Below are 15,843 nucleotides of genomic sequence, written 5' to 3' on the forward strand. Positions count from 1 at the left end.
AAACGAGCCGCAGAGCTGATGGGTCACTGAGATCACGCCCGCCTGACGGTCCGGGATGGGAAGATCGGGGCGTGGGCTCACTCCTGGCGGTCAGCGATCTGCACATCACCTACGCGGAGAACCGCGAGATCGTCGCTGAGCTGCGCCCGGATTCGCCCGACGACTGGCTGATCGTCGCCGGTGACGTCGCCGACCAGTTGCACGACGTGCGCTGGGCGCTGGAGACCCTCGCGGGCCGCTTCGCCAAGGTCATCTGGACCCCCGGCAACCACGAACTGTGGACGGTCCGCGCCGACCCGGTGCAGTCGAAGGGCGTCGAGCGCTACAACGACCTGGTCGCGATGTGCCGCGAGATCGGCGTGCTGACCCCGGAAGACCCCTACGTCCAGTGGACCGGCGACGGCGGCCCGGTGCTGATCGCGCCGCTGTTCATCGGCTACGACTACACCTTCTATGCCCCCGGCTGCACCACAAAGGAAGAGTCGCTCGCCTACGCCCGCGACACCGGCATCGTCTGCACCGACGAGGTCTACCTGTCCCCCGACCCGTACGAGTCCCGCGACGACTGGTGCCGCGCCCGCGTCGCGCTGACCGAGGCGCGTCTGTCCGAGTGCGACCCGGCGGTGCCGTTGGTGCTGGTCAACCACTATCCGCTCGTCCGCGAACCCACCCGCATCCTGAGGTTCCCCGAGTTCGCCCAGTGGTGCGGCACCGTCCTCACCGCCGACTGGCACACCCGGTTCAACACCGCCGCCATGGTCTACGGCCACCTCCACATCCCCCGCATCACCCACCACGACGGGGTGCGGTTCCAGGAGGTGTCCCTCGGCTACCCGCGCGAATGGCGCCGCCACGGCAACCCGCATGGCATCCTCCGCCGCGTGCTGACCGCCCCGGCCCACGTCTGACCTGGGGATCGTTCCCCCTACGCGGGTGGTTATCTCCGCAAAGTTATAGGTCGTTGGGATGGGGTGACCGACCCCACTTTCACTCATCCTGGTGAACGGAAGTCGACGACCGAACCAACCACGCCAGTAGCGGCGCCCCGGCCAGTCGACCTTGAAAGGTGGCTCGCCATGACAGCGGCGGAACTGTCCGACTTGCACGCACTGGAGGGTGGCGCCCAACCCGGCGCGCTGACCTTCGAGGTGCCTGACTACCGGACCACACTGGGTTGGCCGGTCGACGGTGACGCGTTCGGCGCGTACCTCGACCTCGGAGAGCAGGTCGGCGGCCTGCGCATGCGTGCCGGTCTCGGCGCGGAGGTCCAGTGGTGGCTGCGCCTGCGGATGCTCGCGGGCCCGGTGCTCGCGATCCCCGGCAAGCGGACCGAATGGACCTTCCTCACCCAGCCGATGACCGACGAACAGCGCCGCAGGCCCCTGCCGCCCGGCGTCGAGGCGGTCAACGCGCGCGTTCTTCTCCCGACCGGGCACACCGACCGCTCCGTCGCGTTCTGGGCGACGGCGCCGGACCCGGTGCACCCCGCGCTGCCCCTGTTCAGCTCGGTGGTCGGCGCGGTGCGCAGCGTGCTTTACGGACACCGGTTCTAGATAGGGCATCATCGGCCGTATGGCCGAAGCACGCGGATCGATCACCGGTGCGGTGCTCGCGGTCGCCGCGACCGCCCTGACGACGGTCGCGGTGTTCGCCCCGCTGTTCGTCGCGGAGCTGCACATCGTGCCCGACAGCCAGTTCAGCCTGACCGTGGCGCCCTGGGGTGTCGAGCAGGGCAGCGGCTACCAGCTGCCTGAGGACCCGATCGACAGCAAACTGCTCGTCATCGCCTCGGTGGTCCTGATCGCGTCCATGGTCGTGGCCATCGGCGCCGCGCTCCCCTGGTCGACCCATCGGGGCCGCCGGTTCGCCGCCGTCATCGGCGTGGCGGCGTCGGTCACCGTGACCTGCATGGTCTTCGCGACAGGCGCGCAGGCGCTGACATGGCTGCGCACCTATCCGGTGTCCGACATCAGCGTCTACTGGCAGCAAGGGGTCATCCTGCTCGCCGCCGCCGTGCTGTCCGCGATCATTTCGGCTGTCTGCACCGTCAACGCCGCCCGCGCGGGCGAGGTGGACCCCGCGTAGCGCGCGGACCGAGAGACCAGGCACGATCGACATACCATGACGCTGACCTCGCGGCTGCCCGCCACCCCGGAACCCGACGACCTCTTCGACGCCTTCGCCAAGTGGGCCGAGGAGCAGGGGCTATCGCTGTATCCGGCGCAGGAAGAAGCGCTCATGGAGATCGTCTCCGGGGCCAACGTCATCCTCAACACGCCCACCGGCTCCGGCAAGAGCCTGGTCGCGGCGGGCGCCCACTTCACCGCGCTCGCCCAGGGCGTCCGCAGCTTCTACACCGCCCCGATCAAGGCGCTGGTGTCGGAGAAGTTCTTCGCGCTCTGCGAGACGTTCGGCGCGGAGAACGTCGGCATGATGACCGGCGACTCCAGCGTCAACGGCGCCGCGCCGATCATCTGCTGCACCGCCGAGATCCTGGCCAACATCGCCCTGCGCGACGGCGCCGACGCCGACGTCGGCCAGGTCGTCATGGACGAGTTCCACTTCTACGCCGAGCCCGACCGCGGCTGGGCGTGGCAGATCCCGCTGCTGGAGCTGCCCAAGGCCCAGTTCGTGCTGATGTCGGCGACGCTCGGCGACGTGAAGCGGTTCGAGGAGGACCTGACGCGCCGCACGGGCCGGGCCACCGCCGTGGTCACCTCCGCCGAACGCCCGGTGCCCCTGTTCTACAGCTTCGGCATGACGCCGCTGACCGAGGCGCTGGAGGAGCTGCTCTCCACCAACCAGTCCCCCATCTACGTCGTGCACTTCACCCAGGCCGCCGCGCTGGAACGCGCGCAGGCGCTGATGAGCATCAACGTGTGCACGCGCGAGGAGAAGGACAAGATCGCCGCGCTGATCGGCAACTTCCGCTTCTCGTCGGGCTTCGGCAAGACGCTGTCGCGGCTGGTCCGGCACGGCATCGGCGTGCACCACGCGGGGATGCTGCCCAAGTACCGGCGGCTGGTGGAGCGGCTCGCGCAGGCCGGGCTGATGAAGATCGTCTGCGGCACCGACACGCTCGGCGTCGGGATCAACGTGCCGATCCGCACGGTCGTGTTCACCTCACTGTCCAAATACGACGGTGTGAAGACGCGCATCCTGAAGGCGCGCGAGTTCCACCAGATCGCCGGACGCGCGGGGCGGGCGGGCTACGACACGCTCGGGACCGTGTTGGTGCAGGCGCCCGAGCACGTGATCGACAACGAGAAGTCGCTGGCCAAGCTGGGTGACGACCCGAAGAAGCGGCGCAAGTTCGTGCGCAAGAAGCCGCCGGAGGGCATGGTCTCGTGGGGCCAGCCGACGTTCGACCGGCTGGTGGCCGCCGACCCGGAGCCGCTGACGTCGAGCTTCCACGTCAGCCACTCGATGCTGCTCAACGTCATCGGCCGCCCCGGCGACGCGTTCAGCGCGATGCGCAAACTGCTGACCGACAACCACGAGGACCGCCCGGCCCAGCGCCGCCACATCCTGCGCGCCATCGCGATCTACCGGGCGCTGCTGGCCGCGGGCGTGGTCGAGAAGCTGGACGAGCCAGACGAGCAGGGCCGCACGGTCCGGCTGACGATGGACCTGCAGCTCAACTTCGCGCTGAACCAGCCGCTGTCGCCGTTCGCGCTGGCCGCTATCGAGCTGCTCGACCGCGAGTCGCCCAGCTACGCGCTCGACGTGCTGTCCGTCGTCGAGTCCACTTTGGACGACCCACGGCAGGTGCTCTCGGCCCAGCAGCACAAGGCGCGCGGCGAGGCCGTCGCGGCGATGAAGTCCGAGGGCATCGAGTACGACCAGCGGATGGAGCTGCTGGAGAACGTCACCCATCCCAAGCCGCTGGCCGAGCTGCTGAACGGGGCGTTCGAGACCTACCGGCGCGGCCACCCGTGGGTCGGCGACCACCAGCTTTCGCCCAAGGGCGTCGTGCGGGACATGTATGAGCGCGCGATGACGTTCACCGAGTACGTCGCGTTCTACTCGCTGGCGCGCTCGGAGGGTCTGGTTCTGCGCTATCTGGCCGACGCCTACCGCGCGGTGCGCCAGACCGTGCCGGATGAGGCGAAGACCGAGGAACTGACCGACCTGATCGAGTGGCTGGGCGAGCTGGTCCGCCAGGTCGACTCCAGCCTGCTCGACGAGTGGGAGAAGCTGACCAACCCGGAGACAGGTGAGCTGGAGGAGCCGGTCGACGAGACGCCGCCCGCGGTCACCAAGAACGTGCGCGCGTTCCGCGTCCTGGTCCGCAACGCGCTGTTCCACCGGGTGCAGTTGGCCGCACGGCGGGCGTACCACGAGCTGGGCGAGTTGGACGGCGACAACGGGTGGGACGCGGGGGCGTGGGAGGACGCGCTCTCGCCGTATTTCGAGGCGCACAGCCAGATCGGCGTCAGCGCCAACGCGCGCGGCCCGGCGCTGCTGATCATCGAGACGGAACCGGAGCGCTGGCTGGTGCGCCAGATCTTCGACGACCCGGCGGGCGACCACGACTGGGGCTTCACCGCCGAGGTCGACCTGGCCGCCTCCGACGAGGCCGGGACAGCCGTGCTGTACGTGACCGAGGTGGGCGAACTCTGAAAGGGTGGACGTGCGGCGATTACTGGTCCGCTTGATCAACGACGACAACGTCGATCTCTACATCCTGGCCGCGGTGGCGATCCTGTTCACGATCCTCGGCGCGGCCGGGATCTCGGACGTGAAGACGCTGTCGTCGGTGGTGCTGGGTCTGCTGGCGTGGCTGGCGCTGTCCCAGATCAAGTCCCGCCGCGCGCTCGACCAGCTGGCGGGCGCCCAGCGGTCGAACCCGGCGGCGCTGCTGCGGCCCGAGTTCCCCGCCGACCTGATCGCCCGGCGCGCGGCGTCGTTCGACATCCTGCTGATCGGGCTGACCATGACCCGAACCGTGCAGGGAATGCGCAGCGACTTCCCCGCGATCCTGGCCGCGGGCGGGCGGGTGCGGATCCTGGTGATGGACCCGCACGACGACGTGCTGATGGAGACCGCGGACCGCCGCATGGCCCACAACCTGGGCGAGGGCCGGATCCGGCAGCGCATCCTCACCACCCTGGACGACATGGCGACGCTGCGGGAGCGGATGGACGGCAGGCTGGAGGTGCGGGTGCTGTCGAGCATCCCGTCGGCCGGGTTCAACTGCCTCGACGTGACCAGCCCGCGCGGGTTCGTGTGCGTACAGCACTACGAGTTCCAGCCGACGGGTGAGGCGGGCCCGATCGTCACGCTGGAACCCAAGGACGGCCGGTGGTTCCAGCACTACGTCGCCGAGGCCGAACGCATGTGGGAGGCCGCCAAGGTGTGGTCCGACCAGCCCGCGACCCGCTGATGCCCCGCGGCGACGGCGACCGGGTCGTCCGCTGCTCGCGCGGCCACCTGCACTGGGGCCGCTACGGCGCCGCGGGGCTCCTGCCTGTGCACGACGGGCATGTCCTGCTCCAGCAGCGCGCTTGGTGGACCCCAGGCGGAAACCTGTGGGCACTCTTCGGCGGCGCGCGGGACAGCCACGAGGACGGCGTCAGCGCGGCGCTTCGGGAGACGGCCGAGGAGAGCACCCTCGACTCCGGCTTGGTCCACCCGTTCGGCGTGATCCGCGACGACCATGGCAAGTGGGCGTACGACACGGTGATCGGGACGATCGACACGATGCCCGCCGTTTCGGCGGCGTCCCACGAAACCCGGGACGCGGCGTGGATTCCGGTGGACGAGGTCACGTCCCTGGCGCTTTATGAGCCGTTCGCGCGCACTTGGCCGATGTTGCGTGCGGCGTTGTCGCAGCCGGTGCTGATCGTGGACGCGGCGAACGTGATGGGGGCGCGGGCGGATGGGTGGTGGAAGGACCGGTTGGGGGCGGCTGCGCGGCTGCGGGATTCGTTGGCGGCGTTGATGCTGGCGGGGGTGCCGGGGATCGCGCCGTTCGACCGGGCGTACCCGGAGGCGCTGTTTGTGGTGGAGGGGGCCGCGCGGGGGGTGTCGTCGGTGCCGGGGGTGACGGTGGTGGACGCGCCGGGGAGCGGGGACGACACGATCGTCGAGATGGCGGCGGGAAGGCTGGACGTGCCTTGCCTTGTGGTGACGGCGGATCGGGAGCTGCGGGAGCGGTGCGCGGAGGTGGGGGCGCAGGTCAAGGGGCCGAAGTGGCTGCTGGACCAACTGCCCTGATCTTCACCCACGTACAGTGAGCGCCTCGCCCGACCATGGGCCAATATTCACAGCCTGGGATCTCGCCCGCGCCCGCCGCCACGCCGACCACCACCACGTCGAAAGCCCCGCGACCGCTGGTGCCGCCAAGTCAGGAAAGCGACGTCGATCCGCCGCGGCGCACGCACGAGATCGACCTCAGCCCGCTCATGCCCTGACGGTCGTATTCCATCGAGCTCCCGGGGTCCGTACTGCGGAGGCTCCCCGAGAACGACGCGCGCAAGGTCAGGGCGACGGGCGTCGCAGGCGCAAAGGTCGAGTCGGTCGCCACGGGCGAGGCTGCCAGCGTCGCAGCGCCCGGACCACGTGGCAGTCCTCGACAGCGCCCGCTCGCTCTGAGGGTCAGAACCCCTTGGTAAGACACGCCAGCCGTGGTCCGGCGGTGCCGTCCGGGGCGGTGTGGTGGTCGTGGATCACCACGGACCCGGCCGGGCGCCCGCCGAACCGCCACGGCACCACGGTCAGCGTGAACGCCGACCCGCGGGCGTCGGTGGTGAAGTCGAGCCACACCTCGTTGGTCGGGTTCGCCCCCGCCGCCGGGTCGTGCTGGAAGTGCGGGCCGGAGTCGGCGGGCAGCGGCCCGCACGGGTTGACGTGCACGTGCGCGCCGTAGTGGCGGTCGGGCAGCAGGCCGTGGACCAGCAGCGCCACGGCCGTGCCCCGGCCCGCCGGGAACCGGATGGCCCGCGCGTGCGAGCCGACGGGGACGGCCGGGTCGTAGGTGACTTCTGTGGCGCCCGGGCGGTAGGTCTCGAACCCGCCCGCAGCCGAAGCGGGCGCGGCGAAGACGACAAGTAGAGCCGCGATCACGGCGAGTACGCGCATGACCACGCATCATGGCGTATCCGCTACTCGCTGTCGCATCGGAAGTTTGCCGGGCGGCGGTGGCGGGAAGTCAACAAGGGCGACAGAGGAGGAGTCATGGCCGATGACACGGCGACACTCGTTCGCCTGGATGAGACGGACCTGGTCCTCGCCAACGGCGCGGAGGACGCGCGGGGGCGCACCGTGGTCGACAAGAACGGCGAGGAACTCGGCAAGGTCGAGGGACTCTTGGTCGACCCGGTCGAGCGCCGGGTCCGGTTCCTCGAACTCGGCGCGGGCGGCTTCCTGGGGATCGGGAAGAAGACCCTGCTGGTCCCGGTCGACGCGGTCACCTCGGTCGATGACGAGGTGCACATCGACAAGGACCGCGAGCACGTCGCGGCGGGGCCGGTGTACGACCCGGAACTGAAGACGCAGCGGGACTACTTTGAGGATGTGTACGGCTACTACGGGTTCTCCCCGTACTGGCTGCCCGGCTACATCCCGCCGAGGTACCCGTACGTCTAAATCTGCTCTCCGTCGCGACGGCTTTCGGGGATGACTATGTGGGGCTGGTCGTCGACGACGAATGAGTCCACGACGATTGTGCGGCGCTGCTGGTTCGCCACGGCGATCTCGGCCCGGCGGGTCACCCAGCGGCGGACGACAGCGCGGGTCGGGGGCAGCAGGAGCAAGATCGCCAGCACGTCGCTGATGAAGCCCGGCACGATCACCAGGAAGCCCGCCCCGGCGATCAGCATGCCGTCGACCAGCTCGCGCGCGGGAGCGCGACGGGCGAACACCGCATCTTGCAAAGCGGCAAATGCCTTCGTGCCCTCGCGGCGCAGCAAGGCGCCGCCGAGGACCGTGGCGGCGATCAGCAGGAGGATGGTGGGCAGGACGCCGATGAGGTTGCCGACCGTCACCATCACGGTGATCTCCGCGACCACGGCGAGCAACAGGATCAACAGGACCGGCACCGCGGTTCCTTTCCGTAAGAAAATTCGTGCGGACATCCCACCAACGTCTGAGCTGCCCGAAACGTCCCCGAAACACTAAAAGCCCAGGTCAGGGCTATGATGGCGGGAGCGACCCGGCGTCAAGGGCACGTGGTGTTCACCACGAGCGCCGTTCGGCGTATCCCGATAACGCCGAGTTCACACTATTGTCATGGAAAGTCCCGGATGACCCCGGGGCGAACGCGCGACAGCGGGGTCCCCACCGGACCGTCAAACTACGCGCGAGGCCGCACGACGAGGTGCGCTGCCACTCCGCACGATGAGGTGCGCTCAACCGCCCAAGCCCGGGCATCTATTCCGCACGTCGCACACCAGGACGCGACGCACGCCGGGCCGAGTCGACGGTGAAAGTGCCCATTGCGGCTTTCCCCTGGTCACTCGGCGCGCCCGTGCGCGCCTCCAGAGCACAGGGAGGGCCGCTTCGCATGACGACCCGCCAAGACCCGCGCATCGGGGGTCTTTACGACGAGAGCTATGAACACGACGCCTGTGGTGTCGCGTTCGTCGCCGATCTCGCCGGTCGCAGAGACCACGGCATCGTTGCCAAAGCTCTCAACGCCCTGCGCAATCTGGAGCACCGAGGTGCCAGAGGCGCCGAGCCGGACACCGGTGACGGCGCGGGCATCCTGATCCAGGTGCCGGACGCCTTCTTCCGCGCGGTCGTCGACTTCGATCTCCCCGAGCACTACGCCGTCGGCACGGCCTTCCTGCCGGTCGACGAGACCGCGCGGGCCGCCGCCGTCGCCACGATCGAGCAGGTGGCCGCCGAAGAGGGCGCCGTCGTGCTGGGCTGGCGCGAGCTGCCGGTGAACCGCGAACACGCGGGCGCGACCGCGGCCTCCGTCATGCCGCATTTCGTCCAGCTGTTCATCGCCGCCGCCGACGGTGTGTCCGGGCTTCCGCTGGAGCGTCTCGCCTTCTGCGTCCGGAAGCGCGCCGAGCATGACGCCGACGTCTACTTCCCCTCGCTTTCGAGCCGCACGATCGTCTACAAGGGAATGCTCACCGAGCCCCAGGTCGGCCTGTTCTTCGCCGACCTGCGCGACGAGCGGGTCACCAGCTCGATCGGCCTCGTGCACTCCCGCTTCTCGACGAACACCTTCCCGTCGTGGCCGCTGGCCCACCCGTACCGCTACGTCGCGCACAACGGCGAGATCAACACGCTGCGCGGCAACCGGGCGTGGATGGACGCGCGCGAGTCGATGCTGTCCTCGGACCTGATCCCGGGCGACCTCAAGCGGATCTTCCCGGTCATCACCCGCGGCGCCAGCGACTCGGCCTCGTTCGACGAGGTCCTGGAACTGCTGCACCTCGGCGGCCGCAGCCTCCCGCACGCCGTGCTCATGATGATCCCCGAGGCGTGGGAGAACCACACCGAGATGGACCCGGCCCGCCGGGCGTTCTACGAGTTCCACTCGACGCTGATGGAACCGTGGGACGGCCCCGCGCTGGTCTCGTTCACCGACGGCACCCAGATCGGCGCCGTGCTCGACCGCAACGGCCTGCGCCCCGCCCGCTACTGGGTCACCGAGGACGGCCTTGTCGTGCTGGCCTCCGAGGTCGGCGTGCTCGACATCGACCCGACCACCATCGTCCGCAAGGGACGGCTGGAGCCGGGCAAGATGTTCCTGGTCGACACCGCGGCTGGCCGCATCGTCGACGACGAGGAGATCAAGGGCGCGCTGGCCGCCGAGCACCCGTACGCCGAGTGGGTCGCCGCCGGGCTGACGCCGCTCGACTCGCTTCCCGAGCGCGAGCGCGAGGTCCCGACGCACGCCTCCCTGGTCCGCCGCCAGCAGGCGTTCGGCTACACCGAGGAGGAGCTGAGCCTCCTGCTGCAGCCGATGGCCCGCAGCGGCGCCGAGCCCATCGGCTCGATGGGCAACGACGCCCCGCTGGCCCCGCTGTCGACCCACCAGCGGTCGCTGTTCGACTACTTCAGCCAGCTGTTCGCCCAGGTCACCAACCCGCCGCTGGACGCGATCCGCGAGGAACTGGTCACCTCGCTGGGCGCGCAGCTCGGCGCCGAGCCGAACCTGCTGGAAGTCGGCGCGGACTCGTGCCGCCGGATCACGCTGCCGTTCCCGGTGCTCGACAACGACGAGCTGGCCAAGATCGTCCACATCAACGACGACGGCGACCGGCCCGAGTACCAGTCGGTCACCATCCACGGCCTCTACGACGTGCGCGGCGGCGGTGACGCGCTGCGCGAGCAGCTCGACGAGATCCGCGCCGAGGTCTCCTGGGCGATCAAGAACGGCGCCCGCGTGGTCGTGCTGAGCGACCGGGGCGTCAACGAGAACCAGGCCCCGATCCCGTCGCTGCTGCTGGTCGGCGCCGTGCACCAGCACCTGGTGCGGGAGAAGACCCGGACCCAGGTCAGCCTGCTGGTCGAGTCCGGCGACGCCCGCGAGGTGCACCACATCGCGCTGCTGATCGGCTACGGCGCGGCCGCGGTCAACCCGTACCTGGCGATGGCCACGGTCGAGGAACTGGCCGAGCAGGGCCTCATCGCGGGCGTGGACGCCAAGCAGGCCACCCGGAACCTGATCAAGGCGCTGGGCAAGGGCGTGCGCAAGACCATGTCCAAGATGGGTGTGTCCACTGTGGCCTCCTACACCGGCGCGCAGATCTTCGAGGCGCTGGGCCTGGGCAGCGAGGTCGTCGACGCGTGCTTCACCGGCACCACCTCGCGGCTCGGCGGCGTCGGCTTCGACGTGCTGGCCGAGGAAGTGGCGCAGCGGCACGAGCGGGCCTTCCCGGTCGACGGCGTGCGCCCCAGCCACCGCGAGCTGAGCGTCGGCGGCGACTACCAGTGGCGCCGCGAGGGCGAGCCGCACCTGTTCAACCCGCAGACGGTGTTCAAGCTGCAGCACTCCACCCGCGCGGGCAAGTACGAGATCTTCAAGGAGTACACCCGCGCGGTCGACGACCAGTCGGCGTCGCTGAAGACGCTGCGCGGCCTGTTCGCCTTCAAGGAGGGCGTGCGCCCGCCGGTCCCGATCGAGGAGGTCGAGCCGGTCGAGTCGATCGTCAAGCGGTTCGGCACCGGCGCGATCTCCTACGGCTCGATCTCCCAGGAGATGCACGAGACGCTGGCCATCGCCATGAACCAGTTGGGCGCGAAGTCCAACACCGGTGAGGGCGGCGAGGACCCCGACCGCCTGTACGACCCGAAGCGGCGTTCGGCGATCAAGCAGGTCGCCTCCGGCCGGTTCGGCGTCACCAGCGAATACCTGGTCAACGCCGACGACATCCAGATCAAGATGGCCCAGGGCGCCAAGCCGGGCGAGGGCGGTCAGCTGCCGGGCACGAAGGTGTACCCGTGGATCGCCAAGACCCGGCACTCGACGCCGGGTGTCGGCCTGATCTCGCCGCCGCCGCACCACGACATCTACTCGATCGAGGACCTGGCGCAGCTCATCCACGACCTGAAGAACGCCAACCCGGCCGCCCGCATCCACGTGAAGCTGGTGTCCGAGGTCGGCGTCGGCACGGTCGCGGCGGGCGTGTCGAAGGCGCACGCGGACGTGGTGCTGATCTCCGGCCACGACGGCGGCACCGGCGCCTCTCCCCTGTCGTCGATCAAGCACGCGGGCGGCCCGTGGGAGCTGGGCCTGGCCGAGACGCAGCAGACGCTGCTGGCCAACCGGCTGCGCGACCGGATCGTCGTGCAGACCGACGGCCAGCTGAAGACCGGCCGCGACGTCATCATCGCCGCCCTGCTGGGCGCCGAGGAGTTCGGCTTCGCGACCGCGCCGCTGGTGGTGTCGGGCTGCATCATGATGCGCGTCTGCCACCTCGACACCTGCCCGGTCGGCGTCGCCACGCAGAACCCGGTGCTGCGCGAGCGGTTCAGCGGCAAGGCCGAGTACGTGGTGAACTTCTTCCAGTTCATCGCCCAGGAAGTGCGGGAGTACCTGGCGGAGCTGGGCTTCCGGTCGCTGGAAGAGGCCGTGGGCCACGCCGAGCTGCTCGACATGCGCGACGCGGTCGACCACTGGAAGGCGTCTGGCCTGGACCTCACGCCGATCTTCCACGTGCCCGACCTGGAGCCGCGCGCGTCCCGGCACTGCACCACGACGCAGGACCACGGCCTGGAGAAGGCGCTGGACAACACACTGATCCAGCTCGCCGAGGGCGCGCTGAACTCCGGCGACCACGTGCGGCTGGAGCTGCCCGTGCGCAACGTCAACCGGACCGTGGGCACCATGCTCGGCTCCGAGGTGACCAAGCGCTGGGGCGGCGAGGGCCTGCCGGACGACACGATCGACGTGACGTTCACCGGCACCGCGGGCCAGTCGTTCGGCGCGTTCGTGCCGCGCGGCATCACGCTGCGGCTCGTCGGCGACGGCAACGACTACGTCGGCAAGGGCCTGTCCGGCGGCCGGATCACGCTGCGGCCGCACCCGGGCTCGCAGTACACCGCCGAGCAGCACGTCATCGCGGGCAACGTCATCGGCTACGGCGCGACCGGCGGCGAGATCTTCATCCGCGGCAAGGTCGGCGAACGGTTCTGCGTGCGCAACTCGGGCGCGCTGGCCATCGTCGAGGGCGTCGGCGACCACGGCTGCGAGTACATGACCGGCGGTCGGGTGGTTGTGCTCGGGCCCACCGGGCGCAACTTCGCCGCGGGCATGTCCGGCGGCATCGCCTATGTGCTCGACCTGAACGCGCGGCGGGTGAACCCCGAGATGGTCGACCTGGACCCGCTTTCCATCGAGGACAACGACTTCCTGCGCGAAGCCGTCGCCAAGCACCTGGCCGAGACGGAGTCCGCGGTCGCGCGGGCCCTGCTGGCCGACTGGGACAACGCCGTCCGCCGATTCACCAAGGTCATGCCGAAGGACTACAAGCGCGTGCTGGCCGCGCGTGCCGCCGCCGAGCGCGACGGCCGTGACATCGACAAGGCGATCATGGAGGCCGCACATGGCTGACCCCAGGGACTTTGTGACAACGCCCAACGGCGACACCGCGGCCAACCGCACCGTGATCATGGAGGCCGCACATGGCTGACTCCAGGGACTTTGTGACAACGCCCAGCGGCGACACCGCGGCCAACCGCACCGTGATCATGGAGGCCGCACATGGCTGACCCCAAGGGTTTTCTGACCACCCGGCGCGAGAACGCCCAGCACCGGCCGGTCTTCCTTCGCCTGAAGGACTGGCGCGAGGTCTACGACGAGTTCGGCAACGAGCGCGTGCAGAAGCAGGCAGGCCGCTGCATGGACTGCGGCATCCCGTTCTGCCACCAGGGCTGCCCGCTGGGCAACCTGGTGCCGGAGTGGAACACCCTGGTCTGGCGCGAGGACTGGCGCGCGGCGGCCGACCGGCTGCACGCGACGAACAACTTCCCGGAGTTCACCGGGACGCTGTGCCCGGCCCCGTGCGAGTCGGCGTGTGTGCTCGGGATCAACGACGACCCGGTGTCGATCAAGCGCGTCGAGATCTCCATCGTCGACCGCGCGTGGGACGAGGGCTGGATCAAGCCGGAGACCCCGGCGGCGCGGACGGGCAAGAAGGTCGCCGTCGTCGGGTCCGGCCCGGCCGGGCTGGCCGCCGCCCAGCAGCTGACCCGCGCGGGCCACGACGTCGTGGTCTTCGAGCGGGCCGACGCGGTCGGCGGGCTGCTGCGCTACGGCATCCCCGAGTTCAAGATGGAGAAGTCCCGGCTGGACCGGCGCGTCGAGCAGATGCGCCAGGAGGGCACGGAGTTCCGGGTCAACGTCAACGTCGGTGTCGACGTGACGGCCGCGCAGCTGCGGTCGGAGTACGACGCGGTCGTCTTGGCGGGCGGCGCGACGGCGTGGCGTGACCTGCCGATCCCCGGCCGGTCGCTCCAGGGCATCTACCAGGCGATGGAGTACCTGCCGCCTGCGAACAAGGTGGCGGCCGGTCAGCTCGACCGCTCCCCCATCCACGCCGAGGGCAAGCACGTCGTGGTCATCGGCGGCGGCGACACCGGCGCGGACTGCGTCGGCACCGCCCACCGCCAGGGCGCGGCCTCGGTGACGCAGCTGGAGATCATGCCCAAGCCCCCGGAGACGCGCGCGGCGGTCAACCCGTGGCCGACGTACCCGATGCTCTACCGCGTCACCTCGGCCCACGAGGAGGGCGGCGAGCGCGTCTACTCGGTGTCGACCACGGAGTTCGTCGGCGACGACGCGGGCAACGTCAAGGCGCTGCGGCTGACCGAGGTCGTCAACGAGGGCGGCAAGTTCGTCCCGGTCGCGGGCTCCGAGCGGGAGATCCCGGCCGACCTGGTCACCCTGGCGATGGGCTTCGTCGGCCCGGAGCAGGGCGGCCTGCTGACCGACCTGGGCGTCGAGTTCGACCCGCGCGGCAACGTCGCGCGCGGCACCGACTTCCAGAGCAGCGTCGAGGGCGTCTTCACCGCGGGCGACATGGGCCGCGGCCAGTCCCTGATCGTGTGGGCCATCGCGGAAGGCCGCAGCGCCGCGGCCGGAGTCGACGCCTACCTGACCGGCCGGGCGGTCCTGCCGCGGCCGATCGAGCCCACGGACCGCCCCCTGGTCTGAGGGCAGCTGGACGAACGGCCCGCGAGCAATGGCGCTCGCGGGCCGTTCTTTATGTGCTCTTGTCTGACGGGTCTGGCTCTTCGGCGGCGTGTCCTTCGCCCAAGCGGGTGCCCGCGACCGCGAACTCGTGCAGTCTTTCCTGCCAACCTTCTCCGCCTGCCGCTCCCACGGCCCTTTCCCGCGAATCATCGCGGTGAGGGAAGGGGGTGTCGGTGATCCTGATACTCGGTCGGCCGGTGGTCCGCAGTGGTGCCGCGGAGGTGCGGCCGGGACGGCGGATGGCGCGGGCGCTGCTGGGCATGTTCGCGCTGCGGGCGAACCGGGTGCTCGGGTCGGAGTGGATCGTCGACGGCCTGTGGCCCGTGCGGCCGCCAAGGTCCGCCGCGGCGAACGTGCGGTCCCATGTCGCCGAGTTGCGCCGATTATTGGGTCCGGTCGGCCCCAGGATCGAGACGTCGGGCGACGGCTACGTCCTGCTCGCCCGGCCGGATGACGTGGACGCCACCCTCTTCGGGCAGTTGGTCGCCGAGAGCCACCGGCACCGCGACGCCGGGGCCGCCGTCGCCGCGGCCGACTGCCTGACCCACGCGCTCGGGCTGTGGCGCGGCACCGTGCTCGAAGGGGTGCCGGTGCCCGAGGTGGTCCGGTCGGACGCGGCCGTGCTCGACGAGGCGCGCGGCTGCGCCGCCGAGGAACTCGGCGACCTGCGGCTGGCGCTGGGACAGCACCACGACCTCATCCCCGCCCTCACCGGCCTGGTGATCGACTATCCGCTCCGGGAACGCCTGTGGCACCAGCTCATGCTCGCCCTCGTGCGTACCGGGCGGCGCGGGGAGGCGATGGCCGTCTACCGCAGGCTGGCCGCGCTGCTCGACGCCGAACTCGGGGTGCCGCCCAGCGCCGTGACCACCGAGTTGTTCACCGCGATACAGCGCGAAGCGACCTGCTGATTTGTATGCGCAAGCGTGTGCGCGGCGTTCCTACGATCTTGTTTCCCACTGGGTTCTTGCCTGAGAAAGGGGAAATCCCGATGACAACCGCCATGCTGCTCGACGCCGAGGAGATCGTGGCCCGCTGGCGTGCGGGGCTCGACGACCTGGACAGCCCGGCAGGCCCGATCTTCGCCAGCGGCGAGTTCGCCGAGGGTGACATCGTGGCGTGCAACCCGCCGGGGAGCCGCTGCTCGTCGTGTACCGCCTCCCGGCCGGTCTACTGCTGCTGAC

The 15,843-nt window shown here is 70.1% G+C and carries 13 protein-coding genes; 11 read left to right on the top strand and 2 right to left on the bottom strand.

Features of this window, described 5'->3' with window-relative positions; genetic code table 11:
* The first annotated feature begins 71 nt into the window (after positions 1-71).
* From ACSHT8_RS11720 to ACSHT8_RS11745, 6 genes are all read left to right on the top strand, one after another.
* Positions 72-908, top strand: a complete 837-nt coding sequence (locus tag ACSHT8_RS11720; RefSeq protein ID WP_436500518.1) for a metallophosphoesterase family protein — start codon at positions 72-74, stop codon at positions 906-908.
* Between the two features lie 168 nt (positions 909-1,076).
* Complete coding sequence (locus ACSHT8_RS11725; protein WP_436500520.1) at positions 1,077-1,553, top strand: hypothetical protein; 477 nt, start codon at positions 1,077-1,079, stop codon at positions 1,551-1,553.
* 19 nt (positions 1,554-1,572) lie between these two features.
* On the top strand, positions 1,573-2,085 hold the full coding sequence (locus ACSHT8_RS11730) for a hypothetical protein (RefSeq protein ID WP_436500522.1): 513 nt from the start codon (positions 1,573-1,575) through the stop codon (positions 2,083-2,085).
* A 36-nt stretch (positions 2,086-2,121) separates the two neighbouring features.
* On the top strand, positions 2,122-4,623 hold the full coding sequence (locus tag ACSHT8_RS11735; RefSeq protein ID WP_436500524.1) for a DEAD/DEAH box helicase: 2,502 nt from the start codon (positions 2,122-2,124) through the stop codon (positions 4,621-4,623).
* Positions 4,624-4,633: 10 nt separating this feature from the next.
* Positions 4,634-5,386: a hypothetical protein gene (locus ACSHT8_RS11740; protein ID WP_436500526.1), complete on the top strand. Its 753-nt coding sequence runs from the start codon at positions 4,634-4,636 to the stop codon at positions 5,384-5,386.
* On the top strand, positions 5,359-6,219 hold the full coding sequence (locus ACSHT8_RS11745; protein WP_436500527.1) for an NUDIX domain-containing protein: 861 nt from the start codon (positions 5,359-5,361) through the stop codon (positions 6,217-6,219). Before ACSHT8_RS11740 ends, ACSHT8_RS11745 begins: the two co-directional genes overlap by 28 nt.
* A 381-nt stretch (positions 6,220-6,600) precedes the next feature.
* Here the strand turns inward: ACSHT8_RS11745 and ACSHT8_RS11750 are convergent, their stop codons facing one another.
* Complete coding sequence (locus tag ACSHT8_RS11750; RefSeq protein WP_436500529.1) at positions 6,601-7,083, bottom strand: superoxide dismutase; 483 nt, start codon at positions 7,081-7,083, stop codon at positions 6,601-6,603.
* A gap of 96 nt (positions 7,084-7,179) precedes the next feature.
* On the opposite strand from ACSHT8_RS11750, the gene ACSHT8_RS11755 reads away from it, so the two are divergent.
* Complete coding sequence (locus ACSHT8_RS11755; protein WP_436500531.1) at positions 7,180-7,590, top strand: PRC-barrel domain-containing protein; 411 nt, start codon at positions 7,180-7,182, stop codon at positions 7,588-7,590.
* Here ACSHT8_RS11755 and ACSHT8_RS11760 read toward each other — a convergent pair.
* Positions 7,587-8,042, bottom strand: coding sequence for an FxsA family protein (locus ACSHT8_RS11760; protein ID WP_436500533.1), 456 nt, complete (start codon positions 8,040-8,042; stop codon positions 7,587-7,589). The genes ACSHT8_RS11755 and ACSHT8_RS11760 overlap by 4 nt on opposite strands.
* Before the next feature lie 464 nt (positions 8,043-8,506).
* Between ACSHT8_RS11760 and gltB the strand changes: the two genes are divergently transcribed.
* The 4 genes from gltB (at position 8,507) to ACSHT8_RS11780 (ending at position 15,842) form a co-directional block, all read left to right on the top strand.
* Positions 8,507-13,018: a glutamate synthase large subunit gene (gene gltB / locus ACSHT8_RS11765; protein ID WP_436500535.1), complete on the top strand. Its 4,512-nt coding sequence runs from the start codon at positions 8,507-8,509 to the stop codon at positions 13,016-13,018.
* A gap of 150 nt (positions 13,019-13,168) precedes the next feature.
* Complete coding sequence (locus ACSHT8_RS11770; protein WP_436500537.1) at positions 13,169-14,620, top strand: glutamate synthase subunit beta; 1,452 nt, start codon at positions 13,169-13,171, stop codon at positions 14,618-14,620.
* Between the two features lie 212 nt (positions 14,621-14,832).
* Entirely contained in the window at positions 14,833-15,570 is a 738-nt protein-coding gene (locus tag ACSHT8_RS11775) for an AfsR/SARP family transcriptional regulator (protein ID WP_436500539.1), read from the top strand.
* An 80-nt stretch (positions 15,571-15,650) separates the two neighbouring features.
* Positions 15,651-15,842 carry a DUF6229 family protein gene (locus tag ACSHT8_RS11780; protein WP_436500541.1) on the top strand — a complete coding sequence of 64 codons (192 nt, stop codon included), beginning with the start codon at positions 15,651-15,653 and terminating at the stop codon, positions 15,840-15,842.
* Position 15,843 lies beyond the last annotated feature (1 nt).

It is taken from the genome of Actinokineospora sp. HUAS TT18 (assembly GCF_051364635.1).
Taxonomy (GTDB): Bacteria; Actinomycetota; Actinomycetes; order Mycobacteriales; family Pseudonocardiaceae; genus Actinokineospora.

Bases quoted from the DNA above. Each gene is read 5' to 3' on its own strand.
- ACSHT8_RS11725 (WP_436500520.1), top strand. From the start codon at position 1,077: ATGACAGCGGCGGAACTGTCCGACTTGCACGCACTGGAGGGTGGCGCC.
- ACSHT8_RS11730 (WP_436500522.1), top strand. From the start codon at position 1,573: ATGGCCGAAGCACGCGGATCGATCACCGGTGCGGTGCTCGCGGTCGCC.
- ACSHT8_RS11735 (WP_436500524.1), top strand. From the start codon at position 2,122: ATGACGCTGACCTCGCGGCTGCCCGCCACCCCGGAACCCGACGACCTC.
- ACSHT8_RS11750 (WP_436500529.1), bottom strand. From the start codon at position 7,083: ATGCGCGTACTCGCCGTGATCGCGGCTCTACTTGTCGTCTTCGCCGCG.
- ACSHT8_RS11755 (WP_436500531.1), top strand. From the start codon at position 7,180: ATGGCCGATGACACGGCGACACTCGTTCGCCTGGATGAGACGGACCTG.
- gltB (WP_436500535.1), top strand. From the start codon at position 8,507: ATGACGACCCGCCAAGACCCGCGCATCGGGGGTCTTTACGACGAGAGC.
- ACSHT8_RS11770 (WP_436500537.1), top strand. From the start codon at position 13,169: ATGGCTGACCCCAAGGGTTTTCTGACCACCCGGCGCGAGAACGCCCAG.
- ACSHT8_RS11780 (WP_436500541.1), top strand. From the start codon at position 15,651: ATGACAACCGCCATGCTGCTCGACGCCGAGGAGATCGTGGCCCGCTGG.